This is a genomic window from Kosakonia pseudosacchari, from assembly GCF_015167415.1.
GTDB lineage: Bacteria > Pseudomonadota > Gammaproteobacteria > Enterobacterales > Enterobacteriaceae > Kosakonia > Kosakonia pseudosacchari.
This window is the reverse complement of record NZ_CP063425.1, coordinates 2,348,128-2,363,207: the sequence shown is the minus strand read 5'-3', so window position 1 is coordinate 2,363,207 and position 15,080 is coordinate 2,348,128. Positions and strand designations below refer to the sequence as shown.

The following is a 15,080-nucleotide window of genomic DNA, read 5'->3' as shown; positions in this document are numbered from 1 at the left end:
CCTATGCGCCGAATCTCTGGATTAACGCGAGATAAACATGAACGACGCCGCACAACATATTCTTGCGATCTATCAACGCCACGCTCAAACCTTTGCTGAGCAGCGCTCGCAGACACTCGTTGAACAACGCTGGCTGGAAAAATTCGCCAGCCTGCTTCCTGATGCCGGCAACATTGTTGATGTCGGGTGCGGAAACGGGCAGCCAATTGCGGGCTGGTTTATCCGCCAGGGGTTTCAAGTTACCGGTGTTGATGGCGCAAGCGCAATGCTGGATCGCGCGCGCCAGCAGTTTCCCGCTCAGCGCTGGATCCAGCAGGATATGCGCAAGCTGTCGCTCGGCGAAACCTTCGATGGGCTTCTAGCCTGGGACAGCTTTTTTCACCTGACGCATGAGGATCAACGCAGTATGTTCGATCGCTTTGCCGAACATAGCCATGCGGGTAGCGCGTTAATGTTCACCAGCGGAACCGATCACGGGATCGCGATGGGGCAGTTCGCCGGTGAACCGTTGTTTCATGCCAGCCTCGCCCCCGACGAGTATCGCGCGTTATTAGCAACTCACGGTTTCGCGGTTATCGACATGGTCCAGGAAGACCCACACTGTGCCGGGCATACCGTATGGCTGGCGCAACGCGTTCGCTAAAGCGGCGGTGAAGATATTTGCCGGATGCGGCTCAGGCTAAAGAGGATCGCAAGCAGCGTCGCTCCAGCGGCCAGCCCTAAACCAAGCCGGACCGCATAAGCCTCCTGCTCTACATTGCCGGAAGGGGCATAGAGCGAAAGTATCCCACCCAGCAGTGCCGCGCCAAGACACTGGCCGAACGTGCGCATAATCGCCAGTACGCCGGACGCGTAACCACTGTGCTCCCTTGAAGCATTCGCCATCATCTCTTTGTTGTTCGGGCTCTGAAAACAACCGAAGCCAATACCGCAGATCAGGCTGCGCAGGCTTATATCCCACACCGGCGGATCATGCGGTAATCGCGCCAGCAACATTAATCCCACGGCGAAAAGAGACAAACCGATAGTGGCAATCAACGACGGTGCGTAGCGGTCAGCAAGCCGCCCGGCATGGGGCGCAACCAGCATGATACCAACAGGCCAGGCGGTAAACAGCAGCGCCGATGTCAACACGCTGTAGCCATACACGCTCTGAAACAGAAACGGCAGCGCGACAAATGTCATCCCCTGGCTGATAAACGAGGCCAGCGATGTCAGTGCTGCCAGCGAAAAGCGCGGCGAGGCAAAAAGCGTCAGCGGCATCAGCGGCTGCAATGCCTGGCGCTGGCGAAAAACAAACAATACCCCGGCAGCAAGCCCAACAAGACCATAACTCAGCGCGGTTAGCCCTGATCCGGAACGGGAAATGGCGCTTGATGCCATTACCATCGCGCCCAGCATGAGCGCAGAAAGCAGCGCCCCCGGCGTATCAAATGGCCCGCGCAGCGCAGTGGTTGCAGCAGGGATCACCCGTAAAGTGAAGAGCAGGGCAAGGATACCCAGCGGAAGGTTAATGGCGAATAACCATTGCCAGCTTAGCGTTGCCAGCAGCGTTCCGCCCAGTAGCGGTGCAATAGCGGTACTGGAGGCGATTAACAACGCGTTCATTCCGAGGATGCGCCCCAGCAACCGATTCGGAAAGACAGAACGCAAAATCGCCGGTGCAATGCTGAGTGTTGCCGCCCCGCCAATTCCCTGCAGGATACGCATCGCGACCAGCGTCTCCAGCGATTGCGCCAGCGCACAGCCCAGTGACGTCAGCGTAAAGAGACCCAGCCCGGCAGCGAATAACCGGCGAAAGCCAACATGCGCTGCTAACGCAGCGAAGATTGCCAGCGTCATGGCGGCGGAGAGCAGATATCCATTTGCCACCCAAACCGCTTGTGCGGCGGTGACATCTAATGCCTGCGCAATTTGCGGCAAGGCGATATTCACCATCGAGCCATCAAACACCGCCATTGTGGTGGTTGTCATCACCGCAACCATAGCCAACAGCCGCTCGCGCCCAGGCAATCCTTCATCACCGGGTTTGTCCAAAAAAAGTGTCATAAACAACCTCTGCTGATTTTGTGCTTGCGGTAACTATAATTTCGCGGGATATATGGCGGAAGGCGCAGCATTTGCATTAATAGGTTGCAGCAAACGCCATATCTGATCCTTCTGTTACGGATGCCAACCGATGAGTGAACCCGATCTGAATTTGTTAATTGCTCTGGATGTGCTGATCGCCGAGCGCAGTGTGGCGGCGGCGGCACGGCGGCTTGGTTTGAGTGCCTCGGCGATGAGTCGAACACTTAGTCGTTTGCGGGAAACCACCGGCGACCCGCTATTAGTGCGCGCCGGACGAAATATGGTGCTGACGCCTTATGCAGAAACGCTTCAGGCACGCACGCAGAACGCCGTTTTCGAGGCGCGGGCGTTGCTGCGACCCGCGCAGCCCGAGCTCAATATTGCCTCGCTGGAGCAGATATTTACCCTGCGTGCCAACGATGGTTTTGTTGAAGCATTCGGCCCAATGCTGATTGCAGAAATGGCGGCTGTCGCGCCAGGCGTGATGCTACGGTTTATGCCAAAGCCGGAGAAAAGCGCCAGTGCCTTGCGGGAAGGACGAGTTGATCTGGAAATTGGCGTGCTGAGCGAGATGGGACCAGAAATCCGCGTACAGGCGTTGTTCAGAGACCGCTTTGTGGGCGTCGTCAGAGATACGCATCCGCTGGCGCAACGTAATGAAGTGACGGTCAATGAGTATGTCGCCTGGAAGCATGTCGTGGCGTCGCGTCGTGGGTTAACAAGTGGTCCGGTTGATGAAGGGCTGGCAGAGCAGGGCGTGAGCAGGAAAATTGCCGCCGTGGTGCCAGGTTTCCCTGCGGCGTTAGCCGTGGCGCGGGCGTCCGATCTTATCGCGCTTATCCCGGCTTCTTTTCTTCTTAATCCTGCGGCCAGGCAGGGAGTGGCAATGTTCGAGTTGCCGGTAAAAACGCGCACCATTACCGTTTCTCAACTGTGGCATCCGCGTTCAGAAGTCGATCCCGCTCATCGCTGGCTGCGTCAGTTTATGCTGGGAGTGTGTCAGCGTTTAGTGCCGGATGAGAAGGGGAAGTGAAAGCTTTTCCCCAGGAAGATATTCTTAGCGTTTGAGCATTTGCGCTTGCCGCGCCTCTATTTTTAACTGTTTTCGCCAGACTCGGTTATGTAAGGACAGCGCGATTGACCGATAAAACAACGAGGAATTTATCCATTTAACATTCAGTAAAAAGAAGATTAACCCGAGGACTGATGTTATCTGCGGCGTGTAATTATCCGCCGCGCCAAATAATAGTGAGAAAAAGGCTGAGACAAAATACAAAATGGCTCCTGCGCCCGTCAGTCCAATGATAAACAAGTGCGCTTTTAATTCCGCAAGTGAGCCACGTGCGGTAAGTAACATGGTGGTCATAATCAGCACACAATAAACAGCCGCCGCAAAGAAAACGCCGAGCAGCACTTTATATTCAGGTATGGATAACCAGTTAAAAATAATCATCCACAGAGAAACTTGCGCCATGGCGTAGCAGAAAATAGCAAGTATCGTACTGATACCTAAAGGAATACCGGTCATATGCATTCCGACAGGCACGCCGAGGCGGCTTTTTAGGCTATCCTTAATCAACTCAAGCTGTTGTGGATCATTAGTGGCTATTTTTTTTGCGATACCGCGACTGAGCGCGAGGCTTCTTGTTATATATTTCATCATTGCCGGGTCAATTACTTCCTGTAAATGAAAAAGACTGAATTAAACCAAAAATATATTTACCGGATTGCGTTATATTCTGTGGGTTTCGAATGGTGCCAGCAATCGCACTGCCGATAAATGCAGAAGAGTTTGTCAGACTTTCTCAATTGTGAATATTCTTATATCGTTAAAATTTTAAGAGTAAAAGGCACAACTTTGTAAGCAATTAAGAATAATCTGAATAAAATTTGTACATAGCGATGGATTAAAAAATGTGTGATGCAAACAAGCCGGAAGGAAGACAATGAACAAAGAAGATGAGTTACTGGTGATGTTGGTGACATATGAACAGCAGCTTCATCATCCTGAAATTCGCTGCCAGCCCGAAATTGTCGAGAGACTTTTACATCATGATTTTTTTGAGATTGGGCGATCCGGCAGACGATACAGCAGAGAACAAGTCATTACTGCGCTGGCAAATGAGCCCACTGAAACGATCGCGTCAGATGATTTTGCATTGTCGATGCACAACAACGGTTATGCGCTGCTGACGTATCGAAGTTTTATCCTCGACGAACACGGCCAGATGATAAAGCAAACATTGCGGTCATCGTTGTGGGAGGCGTCAAAAACAACGCCAGGTCGATGGCAGATGCGTTTTCATCAGGGAACACCCATGGCGGAATGATGGTGTAACGGCTGTAAGCATTAAGGCAGCGGAGATAAATGACCACGGCAATGATGGCAAACCGCTGTTACGACTGACATAACAGGATTTAAGAAATATTCTCTGTTCGTTTGATTCGCTATGTGGGAAATATGTCTGTGATAAACAGTACATAAAGAACTGTCAGAGGCGTATCCACTCTGAGCCAAATCTTGCCAATTTGCCAGATACTCTCTTTTCTCTGTAGAAGTCAGCCTGTCAAAATCTGGTGAAAGTTCGATGCTTAACGATCCCTTTCGCTCACCTGCAAATACAACAGGACCTAATAATTTTGCATAAATTTTACTCCCCTTCGTCTTAACTCCCTGCGATGATTATGGTTTTGGAGATTTAACTTAAAGAAGGATGGATGATGAATATACGTTATCCGGTACGGAAAGCCGACGGACAGGACTATAAGAACTATGACGAGCTGCTGACAGACATCCGCAAAAATGCCCACGGTTGGTGGTTACTTGGCGTAAATCGTTACTGGCACGGGGGGACTCACGTCGGGATGTCATCGTCTCCGGCCTCGGTGATGGATCCGGATTCGCCTGAAAAATCGGTGCCGCTCCAGTTCATGATGGACGGCGAGGTGGTGGCATGGCGGGTAAACAGGGATTACGCAAATATCGAGTGTTACCAGGAACATCCCCTGCGCCAATCAGGCACCTTTGTGCTGGTCAGGTCAGTGTACAAGCCCGACGAGCAGGATGAATCGTCCTGGCTGACGCTGTACCAGCTTTTCATGCACATCGCGCCATTGTCAGAATTTCCCAAACGCCCGCTTTACCGGGTCACGCAGAAAGGCCACGGCGTGCGGATGCGTAAACATTCCCGCCATGATGACAGCCGCGAAATCGCGCCAGACGTGCTGGCAAATAAACACGGCCACGCCAGAACGTTGACGCAGGGTGACACGCTTGCCGTACTGCAACAGAAATCGTTTTTACTGAAACAACGACCGGAGCCGTTCGCCCTGGTGCAGCGTCTTCAGGACGGTAAGCCCGCCGGAGAACTGTTCTGGGTCTCGATGCGCCCGGAATACCTGGAGCCTGACGGAGAATGTTACGTGTGCCTGCCTGACTGGATGCACAGCGCTCTGAATCACGGCGTGTTTGATGATGTGGTAGTGCCTCCCGCGCCGCTGAACGTGACGGTGAAAGCAGGGGATGCGGTCGGGTTCCTCGGCGCTCAGGATCTGGCTGACGAAGATAACCATCCGCAGATTATCACCACGGACTATAAAGCCCATATCGAGCTGCTGAGCCTCGATGAGCATGTGCCTGATTTTGTGGCAAACACGAAGGGCATCAAAACGGGCAAACAGTTCATTAAGCTGAAGCTGAAACGGCCGCTATACCTGCGAAACGGGGAGGGTGCGGAAAGTACCTTTGAGTCGATGAGCGCCATTACCCGTGCCGATGCCGGAAAAATTATTCCACGTGATGCCACGTACCCGTTTACGGATAAAACCGGGGTCACATACTTTCAGATCCGCCCGCATACGTGGATGCACCAGGACGACGTGGAGCAGCTCAGTCAGCACGATTTAGCAGCGCTAAACTTTCACTGTATTGAAGCTGAACACACAACGGATTTTACCCGCACGCTGGATGAACGCTGGCTCATTGATGCCCTTAAAAGCATCAGCTCGCACTTTGACGGTGAAAAAGGACCGCAGTTCGCGCAGACAAAAATGTTTTATGACAGCCTGATCCACAACGCTGAAAACAAAAAAACGCCTGGCCCGTATCCCGATAAATCACAGGAACAGTATTTGTTTGGTGCGCTGCATACCAATCAGATGAACATCCCGGAATATGCGCGGCGTCTGATAGTGAAACACGACAGCGACTGGCACAGTACCCGCGATGATACACGCTGGTCATCGGTATTTAAGGTCAGGGATGAAAGTCCTGTTGTGAAGATGGCCAACGGGGGATTTCTGGATGCGACGCGCTGGATGGATAAGGTTCCGCCGTTCGCCAGTCAGCGGTCAGTATGGCATTTTCATCCGATTGAATTCTTGGAAGTGATTAATCCAAAAGGAAACTGTGCATGTGGCCGGGATATCACGTTAGATGAATTGTGTGAAAGTCATCGACTCAAGTAAGTATTAACGAGAGCGTTGCATATCCATTCCAACCGCAGCCACAACATAACAAATAACCCCCCTTATGGGATGCGCATATGTAGTACGCATTATAATAAGCAGGCCGCAGCGAAGCGGCCTGCTAACACAGAACGTTATAGTGCAACCCCCAAGCAGGCTCAGCTATGAAACATAGTACAAATGAGGGAAGAGAAAATGGCACGTCCGATAGGTTAGCTGTATCTGCGCTTGAAAAAGAGCTTTCAGAGGCTATCAGCGACCAGAACAAGGATGACCATAAAACTCCGGATTCTGTCTGATTCTATGCTGGTGCGCATAATGTATATTATGTTAAATAAGATGCATATGATTATTCCCGTCAAGCCTTGGCCTGCCTGAACTATCTTTCCAGCGCCCAGGCCGCTCGCCTCTTTTTACAGCGCACTTTCGATTCACAGCCATTGCTCATGCACAGTCTGGTTTTGCCCGCCACTCAGTCGTAATCCGTTTGTGGTTTGAAAACGACATAGTTGCCAGCAGCGGCATCCCCTTGCACAGAGTTGCTGCGCTTGCACGCGGTTTCTCGCCGCGTGCAGATGCGATTAGCGGTTTGACGTTTTTGGTTCCACCGACTGCCAGATTTCAAGATCCCAGTTGCCATCACGACCATCGCAGAGGTAGTTTTCGAAACAAACGCCGCGTGCAAGTTCGTAATCGCTGTTTTCTATCGCAGCGTACAAATCGCTCCATGCTTTTGCGTAAGCGCCGTCCCGCACAAGCGTGTGCCATACCGCATATAGCCCTCCAGGCACTTTTTCTTCTCTGAATACTGTACCGGTAATGTTCACTGACGTTTGCGCATCAACCGTTAGCGCGACATCGGCACGCAAGTCGGCAACATCTGTTTGCGCGGGATCATCCCAGTAAAACACCAGCGCTTCCCGGTAAGCCACGCCCTGCTCCTGCGCCCAGCCAATAATTTGTTGAAAGCCCACCGGCACCGTCTCATTCCATGGACCACCCACGCGCACACAAACGATGTTCCGGGGAAGCGCATTTTCAAACCGTAAACTCATAAATCCTCCGCACAATAGTTAAGAAAACGTTTATAAACGCAGCAGCCCGCCATCAACCACGTACTGGCTGCCCGTGACATAACTGGCATCATCAGAGAGCAAAAATAACGCGACGGCGGCCGCTTCCTCCGGCGTTCCTGGCCGCTTCATCGGCACAATAGAGCGGATCTGCGCCTCATATTGACCACGAAATGGTATCGGGATCGCCTCAAGCAAACCAGTTTCTATCGCGCCTGGTACCAGTGCATTCACCCGGATCCCTTGTGCTGCAAAAGCCGTTGCCCAGCAGCGAACCAGCGCCAGCTGCGCCCCTTTACTGGCAGCATAAATCGAAGCAAGTGGTGTCCCTTCATATGCGGCAGTCGATGCGGTCAGCACCACAGACGCGCCCGCTTTTAAAAAGCGGGCAAGACAGGATATTTGCAGTACTGCAGCACGAACATTGTTCTTCATCATGCTATCGAACAGCGCGGCACTACCCTTTTCGGCAGGTGCAAAAGCCAGCTGCCCGGCATTCAGCCATAAGCCATCCAGCATGCCGAAGGAGGCTACCGCGTCAGCCAGCGCTTGTGCCGCTGCCGGATCGGCACCATCGTTTTGCAGCAATCGGGCGTCAGGTGGCAGCGCCTGGTGAAGGCGCGCCAGTTTGTACGCATCACGCCCGGTGATCATCACTTCCCCCTCTTCCGCAATAATGCGTTTTGCCCCAACCAGACCAATACCACTGCTGGCTCCCGTAATGACAATTTTCTTACCAGTGAATCGGGCCATTCTGCCTCCCTGAAGCCGTTTATCTGCCAAAGCACATTTTTACCCTCGGCGATATTTAAAATAAAACAATAAAAACTTATTGTAAAACGATAAACACCAGGCTAGCCTGCACCCAATTCAACCACCTATGCCAGGAGAGGCATCGAATGAAAAGAAGTGTGCAACAGGGTGTTTTGTTCTCAGGATTACTTATCTGTGCGTCGACACACAGCGCTGAGTTGTCCGGTTTTGCCGGGCTGGGCGTCGGCGTTCGCCCCATTTACTCCGGTTCGAACCACACGGCAGTGGTCCCACTGCTAAAAGCGGGCGTGGATCTTCATAGCGAAAACTGGGGGCTGTTCGGTCTGTCTACCGACGGGCTGATCTGGGGACTGACACCGGACTCGCCCTTCAGCGTGAGCCTGCTGTTAACGCAGGATGAGGCGCGAAAAGAGGTGTTTAATTATCCATTTTCCGGCAGAAAAAACCGCGATCTACAAGGGATGGGTAACCTGTCTGCAGCGCTGATGGCGGGTACAGATCTGCGCTACCAACAAGAAAGCTGGACGTTGTGGCTGCGCCTGTTAACTGCCACTGAAAAGCAGCGATATGGCGGCGAAGCACCGGGCAGAAGCCTGATCGTCACGAGCGGCGCGCAAGCCGAACTCTGGCGCTGGCATCATGCTGCCATTTCGGTCGGCGGCGACATAAGCTGGGCGAACAGTGGTTACCAGCAGCGCCACTACGGCGTGACGGCTCAGCAGGCACACCGCACCGACTTTGCAATTTATTCCCCTTCATCAGGCTTCCAGCAAGGTGGTTTGTATGCCGAACTGATGTGGCATTTCGATAAAAATCTGGCGGCAGGATTGACCAGCCGCGCGCAGTACCTGTTCGATGAAGCGGGGAGCAGCCCGCTGGTCAACAGCCGGATGCAGTACAGCCTGTCGTCACTGATCCAGTACACATTCTGAGGTGGTGCCATGAGCAAATGTCACTTTCGCAGCCGCGCACGGCTGCTCGCTGCGGGCACGGTATTTATCGCACTGATTGCCGCAGGTATTTACCTGCAACCCGGTTTCAGCACCCCCTCTCCTCGCCAGACGGGAGATGCCGGTATGGTGTCATTTTTAACGCCATTATTGAAAGGATCGCGAGGCAGCGTCGCCGCCGCGCTCATCACACCGCGCGGTGTGCAATATGCACTCTGGGACAGTGATTACAACCGACAATATGAAATCGCCAGCCTGACCAAAACCATGACCAGCAGTTTGCTGATGGAGGCATTTCGCCGGGGTGAAGCAACAGCGCAAACCCGCGTTGGCGATCTCATTCCGGAAATCAGCGGCCCGGCGCAAGACATAACCCTTGAACAATTAGCATCGCATCGCTCTGGCCTGCCGCCGCTGGCCTCATCGCTGCGCCAGAAGATCCGGATGATCAGCCAGATAATCCTGCGTGAAAACTTCTGGGAGTATGACGAAAAATCAGTCATCGAAATGGTGAACAATACCCGCTTAGCCGCGCCCGCCAGCTTTGATTACTCCAATACCGGCTACGCCTTGCTGGGCCTGGCACTGTCGCGAGCAGCACATCAGCCTTTTAATGCGTTATTGCAAACGCGGGTTTTTGCGCAGGCGAAAATGGCAAACACCGTTGTTGCCGAAGCATTAACCCCTGACACGCCCAAGTTTCACCACGGTTGGGCGGTGTCCGGGTTTGCCGAAGCGCCCTGGATACAACGCGCGTTCACGCCGGCTGCCGGTGTGCGTTCGACCATCGTCGATATGGCGCATTATGCGCAGGCCTTACTGGCGGGCAATCTTGCCGGTAGCGCGGCAATGCCGCCACACTTTGCCACTGACGATGCGGATTCACGCGTGGGTTACGCCTGGTTTACCACCCGTATTCGCGGGCGGGACATCACTTGGCACGACGGGGAATCTTCCGGTTTTGCCTCCGCCATTGCGTTCGATCCCCAGCAACAATCCGCCGTGGTGATCCTCTCAGATACGGCATGGCCCGTTATTGGCCCGGCCATACGCCTGTTGTTAACGCAGACATCAGCTAAAACGGAAACTCATCATGAACTGGATTGATATGTTGTGGGCCATATTAACCTTTATTTCGGTCATGCTGTTTATTTGCGGCTCCTGGTTCGCGCATTACAAAATACGGTTGTTGAATTACATCATGCTGGCGTTGATGATCATTTATTGTGCCGAAATGATGCAGACCATCACGCATCTGACCAAGATCGGTTATCTGTTCAGAATGCTGACATGGACCGTTCAGGCTTCGTTTATTGCCATCAGCGTTTATCGCGCGTGGCCAGCGCCCTGGTTAACGCGCAGCCCGCCTGTGCTGGCGGCTGGCAAGATTGCCATTGCGCTGATGCTTATGTCATGCTTGAGCGTGCTGGTTTTAAAATAAAATCCTTAATTCAGGAAGGTACAAAGTGAAAGGTGTACGAAATAAACTCAGTCTGGTGTTTATCTCAGGGATATTACCGCTCTTTTTCATCCTCGCCTTAATTACACCCCTGTGGTTATATTTTTCCGGTGAGTCTTTTTTTATTTCGAGCATGCTTAAATTTGCCGACATGCAAGCGGAAAGCCAGCCAGTGACTGCCGTACCGCCGTTTCACCAGTTGCTGTTACTGGTGCTCCTCTATTTACCCGTTGGGTTATTTGCTTTCGCTATCTGGCAGGGAATGCACGTGATGCGGCTGGTCGGTAAACGGCAAATTCTCAACCTGGCGCTGGCACGTTGTGTACGCAATATTGCCTTGATGATGCTAAGCCTTGGCATCGTATTGCCGGTGTGCCGCTTTTTAATACCGCTTGTCGTCTGGTGGCCGGAAAAATATTACCAGGTCAGCGTGCTGATTGGCGATGTGATCCTGTTGCTCACCGGCGGCTTGTTATTTGTCACGTTTCACGCCATGCTCGCGGGGATCAAAGCGGACGAAGAAACCAGGGAGTTTATCTGACTATGGCTGTGGTGGTTCATCTGGACAAACTGTTGGTAGAGAAAAAAATGACGTCCAGAGCGCTGGCGGCCTTTATCGGTATCACCGAGCAAAACCTGTCACTGCTCAAGTCCGGCAAAGTAAAGGGTATTCGATTCGATACGCTGGCGAAAATTTGCGAAGCCATGGAGTGTCAGCCCGGTGACATTATCTCCTGGGAGCCCGACCCCGCTGCGCCAGACGAAGAGTGACGCCCAGACAGGCGTTTCGTAGACAATAAAAAAGCCGACAACATCGCTGCTGCCGGCTTTTTTTTATTAACGACGTGAATCAGGCGTTCTGTAACTGCTGACCACAGGCCACCACGCTCGCCAGCAGAACTTTAACGTCCTCCAGGCAAACGGTCGGGTTCAGCAGCGTCAACTTCAGGCATGTCACCCCGTCAGCTTCTGTTACGCCTACGTTGGCGCTCCCGGAGGCCAGCAGCGCATCGCCGATACGCTGGTTCAGCAGCGCAACACCTGCGGTATCGCCGTTTTCCGGGCGGAAACGGAACAACACGCTGGCCAGTTGCGGCTGCATCACCAGTTCCAGCTGTGGCTGTTCGGCAACAAATTGCGCCACCTGCTGCGCCAGCGTCACGCCATTATCAATAATTTCGGCGTACTGCTTTTTACCCAGCGCTTCAAGCCCCATCCACAGCTTCAGCGCATCGAAACGGCGCGTCGTCTGCAATGATTTCGACACCAGGTTTGGTACGCCCTGCTCTTCGTCGAAGTCAGAGTTCAGGTAGGCCGCCTGGTAACGCATCAACTGATAATGGCGCGCATCTTTCAACAGGAACGCGCCACAGCTGATGGTCTGGAAGAATTGCTTATGGAAATCCAGCGTTACGGAATCCGCCAGCTCAAGGCCATTCAGGAAATGACGATACTTCTCAGAAAGCAGCAACGCACCGCCCCAGGCCGCATCAACGTGAACCCAAATCTGCTGTTCAGCAGCCAGCGCGGCGATTTCCGCTAACGGATCAATAGCACCCGCATCGGTGGTGCCGGCGGTAGCAACAATGGCCATCACCTGCTCACCGTTGGCTTTCGCCTCGGCCAGTTTCTGCGCCAGATCGTTGAGATCCATGCGCGAGAATTCATCCGTTTTCACCAGCGTCACGGACTGGTAACCCAGTCCCATTAGCGCCATGTTCTTCTGCACCGAAAAGTGTGCATTTTCAGAACATAACACTTTAATTTTGCTGAGATTACCGGTTAAGCCGTGCAGCTGAACAGAGTGGCCCTGACGCGCGAAAAACGCGTCACGCGCCAGCATCAGCCCCATCAGGTTACTCTGCGTACCACCGCTGGTGAACACGCCAGCGTCACCGGCCGGATACCCCACCTGCGCGCGCAGCCATTCGATGAGTTTCATCTCAATGATGGTCGCCGACGGGCTCTGATCCCACGAATCCATACTCTGGTTCGTGGCGTTGATCAGCACTTCCGCCGCCTGGCTAATCACCAGGCTCGGACAGTGCAGATGCGCCACACACTGCGGATGATGCACGGACAGGCTGTCTTTAAGGAAATACTCAACGGCGCGCTCAATGGCGGCCTGGTTACCCAGGCCCTGAGACGTGAATTCTAAATTGATGCGCTCACGTAATTCCGCGACAGTTTTGCCCTGATACATTTCAGGTTGCTTGAGCCACTGTACAACGGCTTGCGTGCTCTGCTCGATCGCTTCCTGATAGGCCGCAATACTCTGCGCGGAACCCGAGAGAATCGGATTTAAATCAGACATTCGCTCACTTACTCCGATTAAACAGGCTTCACGCCAGCGCTCAGCAGCGCGTTTTCAAATTTATCGAGGAAAATTTCCAGCTCTGCATTGCTGATAAGCAGCGACGGCAGCAGACGCAATACGCAACCGCCACGGCCGCCGCGCTCCAGGATCAGACCCGATTCGAAGCATTTTTTCTGCAACAGCGCAGAAAGTTCGCCGTCCGCCGGGTAGCACCCCATGTGATCCTGCGCTTCCTGCGGCTTAACGATCTCAATACCGATCATCAGGCCCAGGCCGCGTACATGGCCAATCACCGGGAAACGTTTTTGCATTTCAGCCAGCTTGCCTTTCAGCCATTCACCCTGCTCTGCCACTTTATCGGCGATGCGATCTTCTTTGAGGATCTTCAGTGTAGTGAGGCCGGTTGCCATCGCCAGCTGGTTGCCACGGAAAGTACCGGTATGGTGGCCCGGCGCCCAGGCGTCGAACTGTTTTTTGATACCGAGCACCGCCAGCGGTAAACCGCCACCGACCGCTTTGGACATCACAATGATGTCCGGCTCAATACCGGCGTGTTCGAAGGCGAACAGTTTGCCAGTACGCGCGAAACCAGCCTGCACTTCGTCGAGGATCAGCAGAATGCCGTGTTCCTGGGTCACTTTACGGATGCGCTGCAGCCACTCGATCGGCGCCGGGTTCACGCCGCCTTCACCCTGCACCGCTTCCAGAATCACGGCAGCCGGTTTACGTACGCCGCTTTCAACGTCGTTGATCAGGTTTTCAAAGTAGTAGGTCAGCGCTTTGACACCGGCTTCGCCACCGATGCCCAGCGGGCAACGGTACTGGTGCGGATAAGGCATAAACTGCACTTCCGGCATCATGCCGTTTACCGCTTCTTTCGGCGACAGGTTGCCCGTCACGGAAAGCGCGCCGTGCGTCATGCCATGGTAACCGCCAGAGAAACTGATAATACCGGAACGACCGGTCACTTTTTTCGCCAGCTTCAGCGCCGCTTCTACGGCGTCTGCGCCGGAAGGCCCGGTGAATTGCAGGCAATATTCTTTGCCCTGACCCGGCAGCAAAGAGAGCAGATATTCTGAAAACTCATCTTTTAACGGCGTGGTCAGGTCGAGCGTATGTAACGGTAAGCCACTGGTAATGACACTTTGGATGCTCTGAATCACATCAGGATGATTATGGCCCAGCGCCAGAGTACCGGCGCCTGCAAGGCAGTCAAGGTATTGATTATTCTCAACATCGGTGATCCAGACGCCCTGCGCTTTGGCAATCGCTAACGGCAATTTACGCGGATAGCTTCTGACATTGGATTCAAACTCAGCCTGTCTTGCTAAAAAGGTCTCATTGCTTTGCGGGAATGAATTAGCACTCAAAGAATCAATACGGACTTTATCCGTCATCATATCTCTCCTACAACCTGGGTTGGTTTAACACCGGGTTGAATAAGGGTTTAAGGGGGCTTGTAAAAAACGCGGCTAATATATGTGTTTTCAGCAACGGACTCAATCTTTTATTTTGTCAGGCTATTTATGTCATTTTCTTTAAAAATCAATGACAAAAAATATTTATGCGTGGGGATTGTTCAGCGTGAATTGTAACCAATTCTGTTACAAGAATATTCCAGCAAGCATTGCGAACAACGCCATGATAAGACTCGCTTTTTAATATTTGTGCTCTTTTTATGTTATTAGAACGTTATTTAAGCCAAACTCCGCCAGCAACCACTGAATAAATCATGAGATTTTCCATTGGGTTATTGCAAATGTTGAGGAAATTATCGATTCAGCGAGTTAAATCACTTACTATGCCCGCGATAAAAATTCCCAGGCCAAAAAAAGGAAGCATCTATTTAACCATTAATGCGCATCACACCCGGTAACTCGTGAGAGGCAATACAGGTTATCGACAACGGGAGCAGAATCCTGGGTTGTAAAAAGAGATGTTCGCGGGCGGACATTTCGTAAGGCGAAGCA

At 52.7% G+C, this 15,080-nt stretch carries 15 protein-coding genes; 9 read left to right on the top strand and 6 right to left on the bottom strand.

The genetic code is table 11. From position 1 onward, the window contains the following. The first annotated feature begins 37 nt into the window (after positions 1 to 37). Positions 38 to 643 (top strand): class I SAM-dependent DNA methyltransferase, encoded by a 606-nt coding sequence (locus tag IP581_RS11100; RefSeq protein WP_193822564.1) that lies wholly within the window; start codon positions 38 to 40, stop codon positions 641 to 643. On the opposite strand, the gene IP581_RS11095 is transcribed toward IP581_RS11100, so the two are convergent. Next, positions 640 to 2,049 (bottom strand): MFS transporter, encoded by a 1,410-nt coding sequence (locus IP581_RS11095; protein WP_193822563.1) that lies wholly within the window; start codon positions 2,047 to 2,049, stop codon positions 640 to 642. The two genes, IP581_RS11100 and IP581_RS11095, sit on opposite strands and share 4 nt — an antisense overlap. A gap of 130 nt (positions 2,050 to 2,179) precedes the next feature. On the opposite strand from IP581_RS11095, the gene IP581_RS11090 reads away from it, so the two are divergent. Further along, positions 2,180 to 3,103 (top strand): LysR family transcriptional regulator, encoded by a 924-nt coding sequence (locus tag IP581_RS11090; RefSeq protein ID WP_193822562.1) that lies wholly within the window; start codon positions 2,180 to 2,182, stop codon positions 3,101 to 3,103. A gap of 24 nt (positions 3,104 to 3,127) precedes the next feature. On the opposite strand, the gene IP581_RS11085 is transcribed toward IP581_RS11090, so the two are convergent. Next, on the bottom strand, positions 3,128 to 3,733 hold the full coding sequence (locus IP581_RS11085) for a hypothetical protein (protein ID WP_193822561.1): 606 nt from the start codon (positions 3,731 to 3,733) through the stop codon (positions 3,128 to 3,130). A gap of 283 nt (positions 3,734 to 4,016) precedes the next feature. Between IP581_RS11085 and IP581_RS11080 the strand changes: the two genes are divergently transcribed. Then, positions 4,017 to 4,400 carry a nuclear transport factor 2 family protein gene (locus IP581_RS11080; RefSeq protein WP_193822560.1) on the top strand — a complete coding sequence of 128 codons (384 nt, stop codon included), beginning with the start codon at positions 4,017 to 4,019 and terminating at the stop codon, positions 4,398 to 4,400. Positions 4,401 to 4,788: 388 nt separating this feature from the next. Then, on the top strand, positions 4,789 to 6,537 hold the full coding sequence (locus IP581_RS11075; protein ID WP_228007840.1) for a hypothetical protein: 1,749 nt from the start codon (positions 4,789 to 4,791) through the stop codon (positions 6,535 to 6,537). A gap of 581 nt (positions 6,538 to 7,118) precedes the next feature. Here the strand turns inward: IP581_RS11075 and IP581_RS11070 are convergent. Then, positions 7,119 to 7,592: a GyrI-like domain-containing protein gene (locus tag IP581_RS11070; protein ID WP_193822559.1), complete on the bottom strand. Its 474-nt coding sequence runs from the start codon at positions 7,590 to 7,592 to the stop codon at positions 7,119 to 7,121. A 30-nt stretch (positions 7,593 to 7,622) separates the two neighbouring features. Further along, the gene (locus IP581_RS11065; protein ID WP_193822558.1) at positions 7,623 to 8,363 is read right to left on the bottom strand and encodes an SDR family oxidoreductase; all 741 of its coding nucleotides are present in this window, start codon (positions 8,361 to 8,363) and stop codon (positions 7,623 to 7,625) included. 146 nt (positions 8,364 to 8,509) lie between these two features. Between IP581_RS11065 and IP581_RS11060 the strand changes: the two genes are divergently transcribed. Genes IP581_RS11060 through IP581_RS11040 form a run of 5 tightly spaced genes read left to right on the top strand, consistent with a single transcriptional unit; the run spans position 8,510 to position 11,564 of the window. Beyond that, positions 8,510 to 9,316: a MipA/OmpV family protein gene (locus IP581_RS11060; RefSeq protein ID WP_193822557.1), complete on the top strand. Its 807-nt coding sequence runs from the start codon at positions 8,510 to 8,512 to the stop codon at positions 9,314 to 9,316. A gap of 9 nt (positions 9,317 to 9,325) precedes the next feature. Then, on the top strand, positions 9,326 to 10,441 hold the full coding sequence (locus IP581_RS11055; RefSeq protein WP_193822556.1) for a serine hydrolase domain-containing protein: 1,116 nt from the start codon (positions 9,326 to 9,328) through the stop codon (positions 10,439 to 10,441). Continuing rightward, a complete protein-coding gene (locus IP581_RS11050; RefSeq protein ID WP_193822555.1) occupies positions 10,428 to 10,775 on the top strand; it encodes a hypothetical protein in 348 nt (115 codons plus the stop codon). The genes IP581_RS11055 and IP581_RS11050 overlap by 14 nt, the downstream gene beginning before the upstream one ends. Before the next feature lie 25 nt (positions 10,776 to 10,800). Continuing rightward, complete coding sequence (locus IP581_RS11045) at positions 10,801 to 11,334, top strand: DUF2975 domain-containing protein (protein WP_086869078.1); 534 nt, start codon at positions 10,801 to 10,803, stop codon at positions 11,332 to 11,334. Between the two features lie 2 nt (positions 11,335 to 11,336). Next, positions 11,337 to 11,564: a helix-turn-helix domain-containing protein gene (locus IP581_RS11040; protein ID WP_086869080.1), complete on the top strand. Its 228-nt coding sequence runs from the start codon at positions 11,337 to 11,339 to the stop codon at positions 11,562 to 11,564. A gap of 79 nt (positions 11,565 to 11,643) precedes the next feature. Here IP581_RS11040 and IP581_RS11035 read toward each other — a convergent pair whose 3' ends face one another. Both IP581_RS11035 and IP581_RS11030 read right to left on the bottom strand, forming a co-directional pair. Further along, positions 11,644 to 13,107, bottom strand: a complete 1,464-nt coding sequence (locus IP581_RS11035) for a pyridoxal phosphate-dependent decarboxylase family protein (RefSeq protein ID WP_193822554.1) — start codon at positions 13,105 to 13,107, stop codon at positions 11,644 to 11,646. A gap of 17 nt (positions 13,108 to 13,124) precedes the next feature. Further along, a complete protein-coding gene (locus IP581_RS11030) occupies positions 13,125 to 14,510 on the bottom strand; it encodes a diaminobutyrate--2-oxoglutarate transaminase (protein WP_097400951.1) in 1,386 nt (461 codons plus the stop codon). Positions 14,511 to 15,080 lie beyond the last annotated feature (570 nt).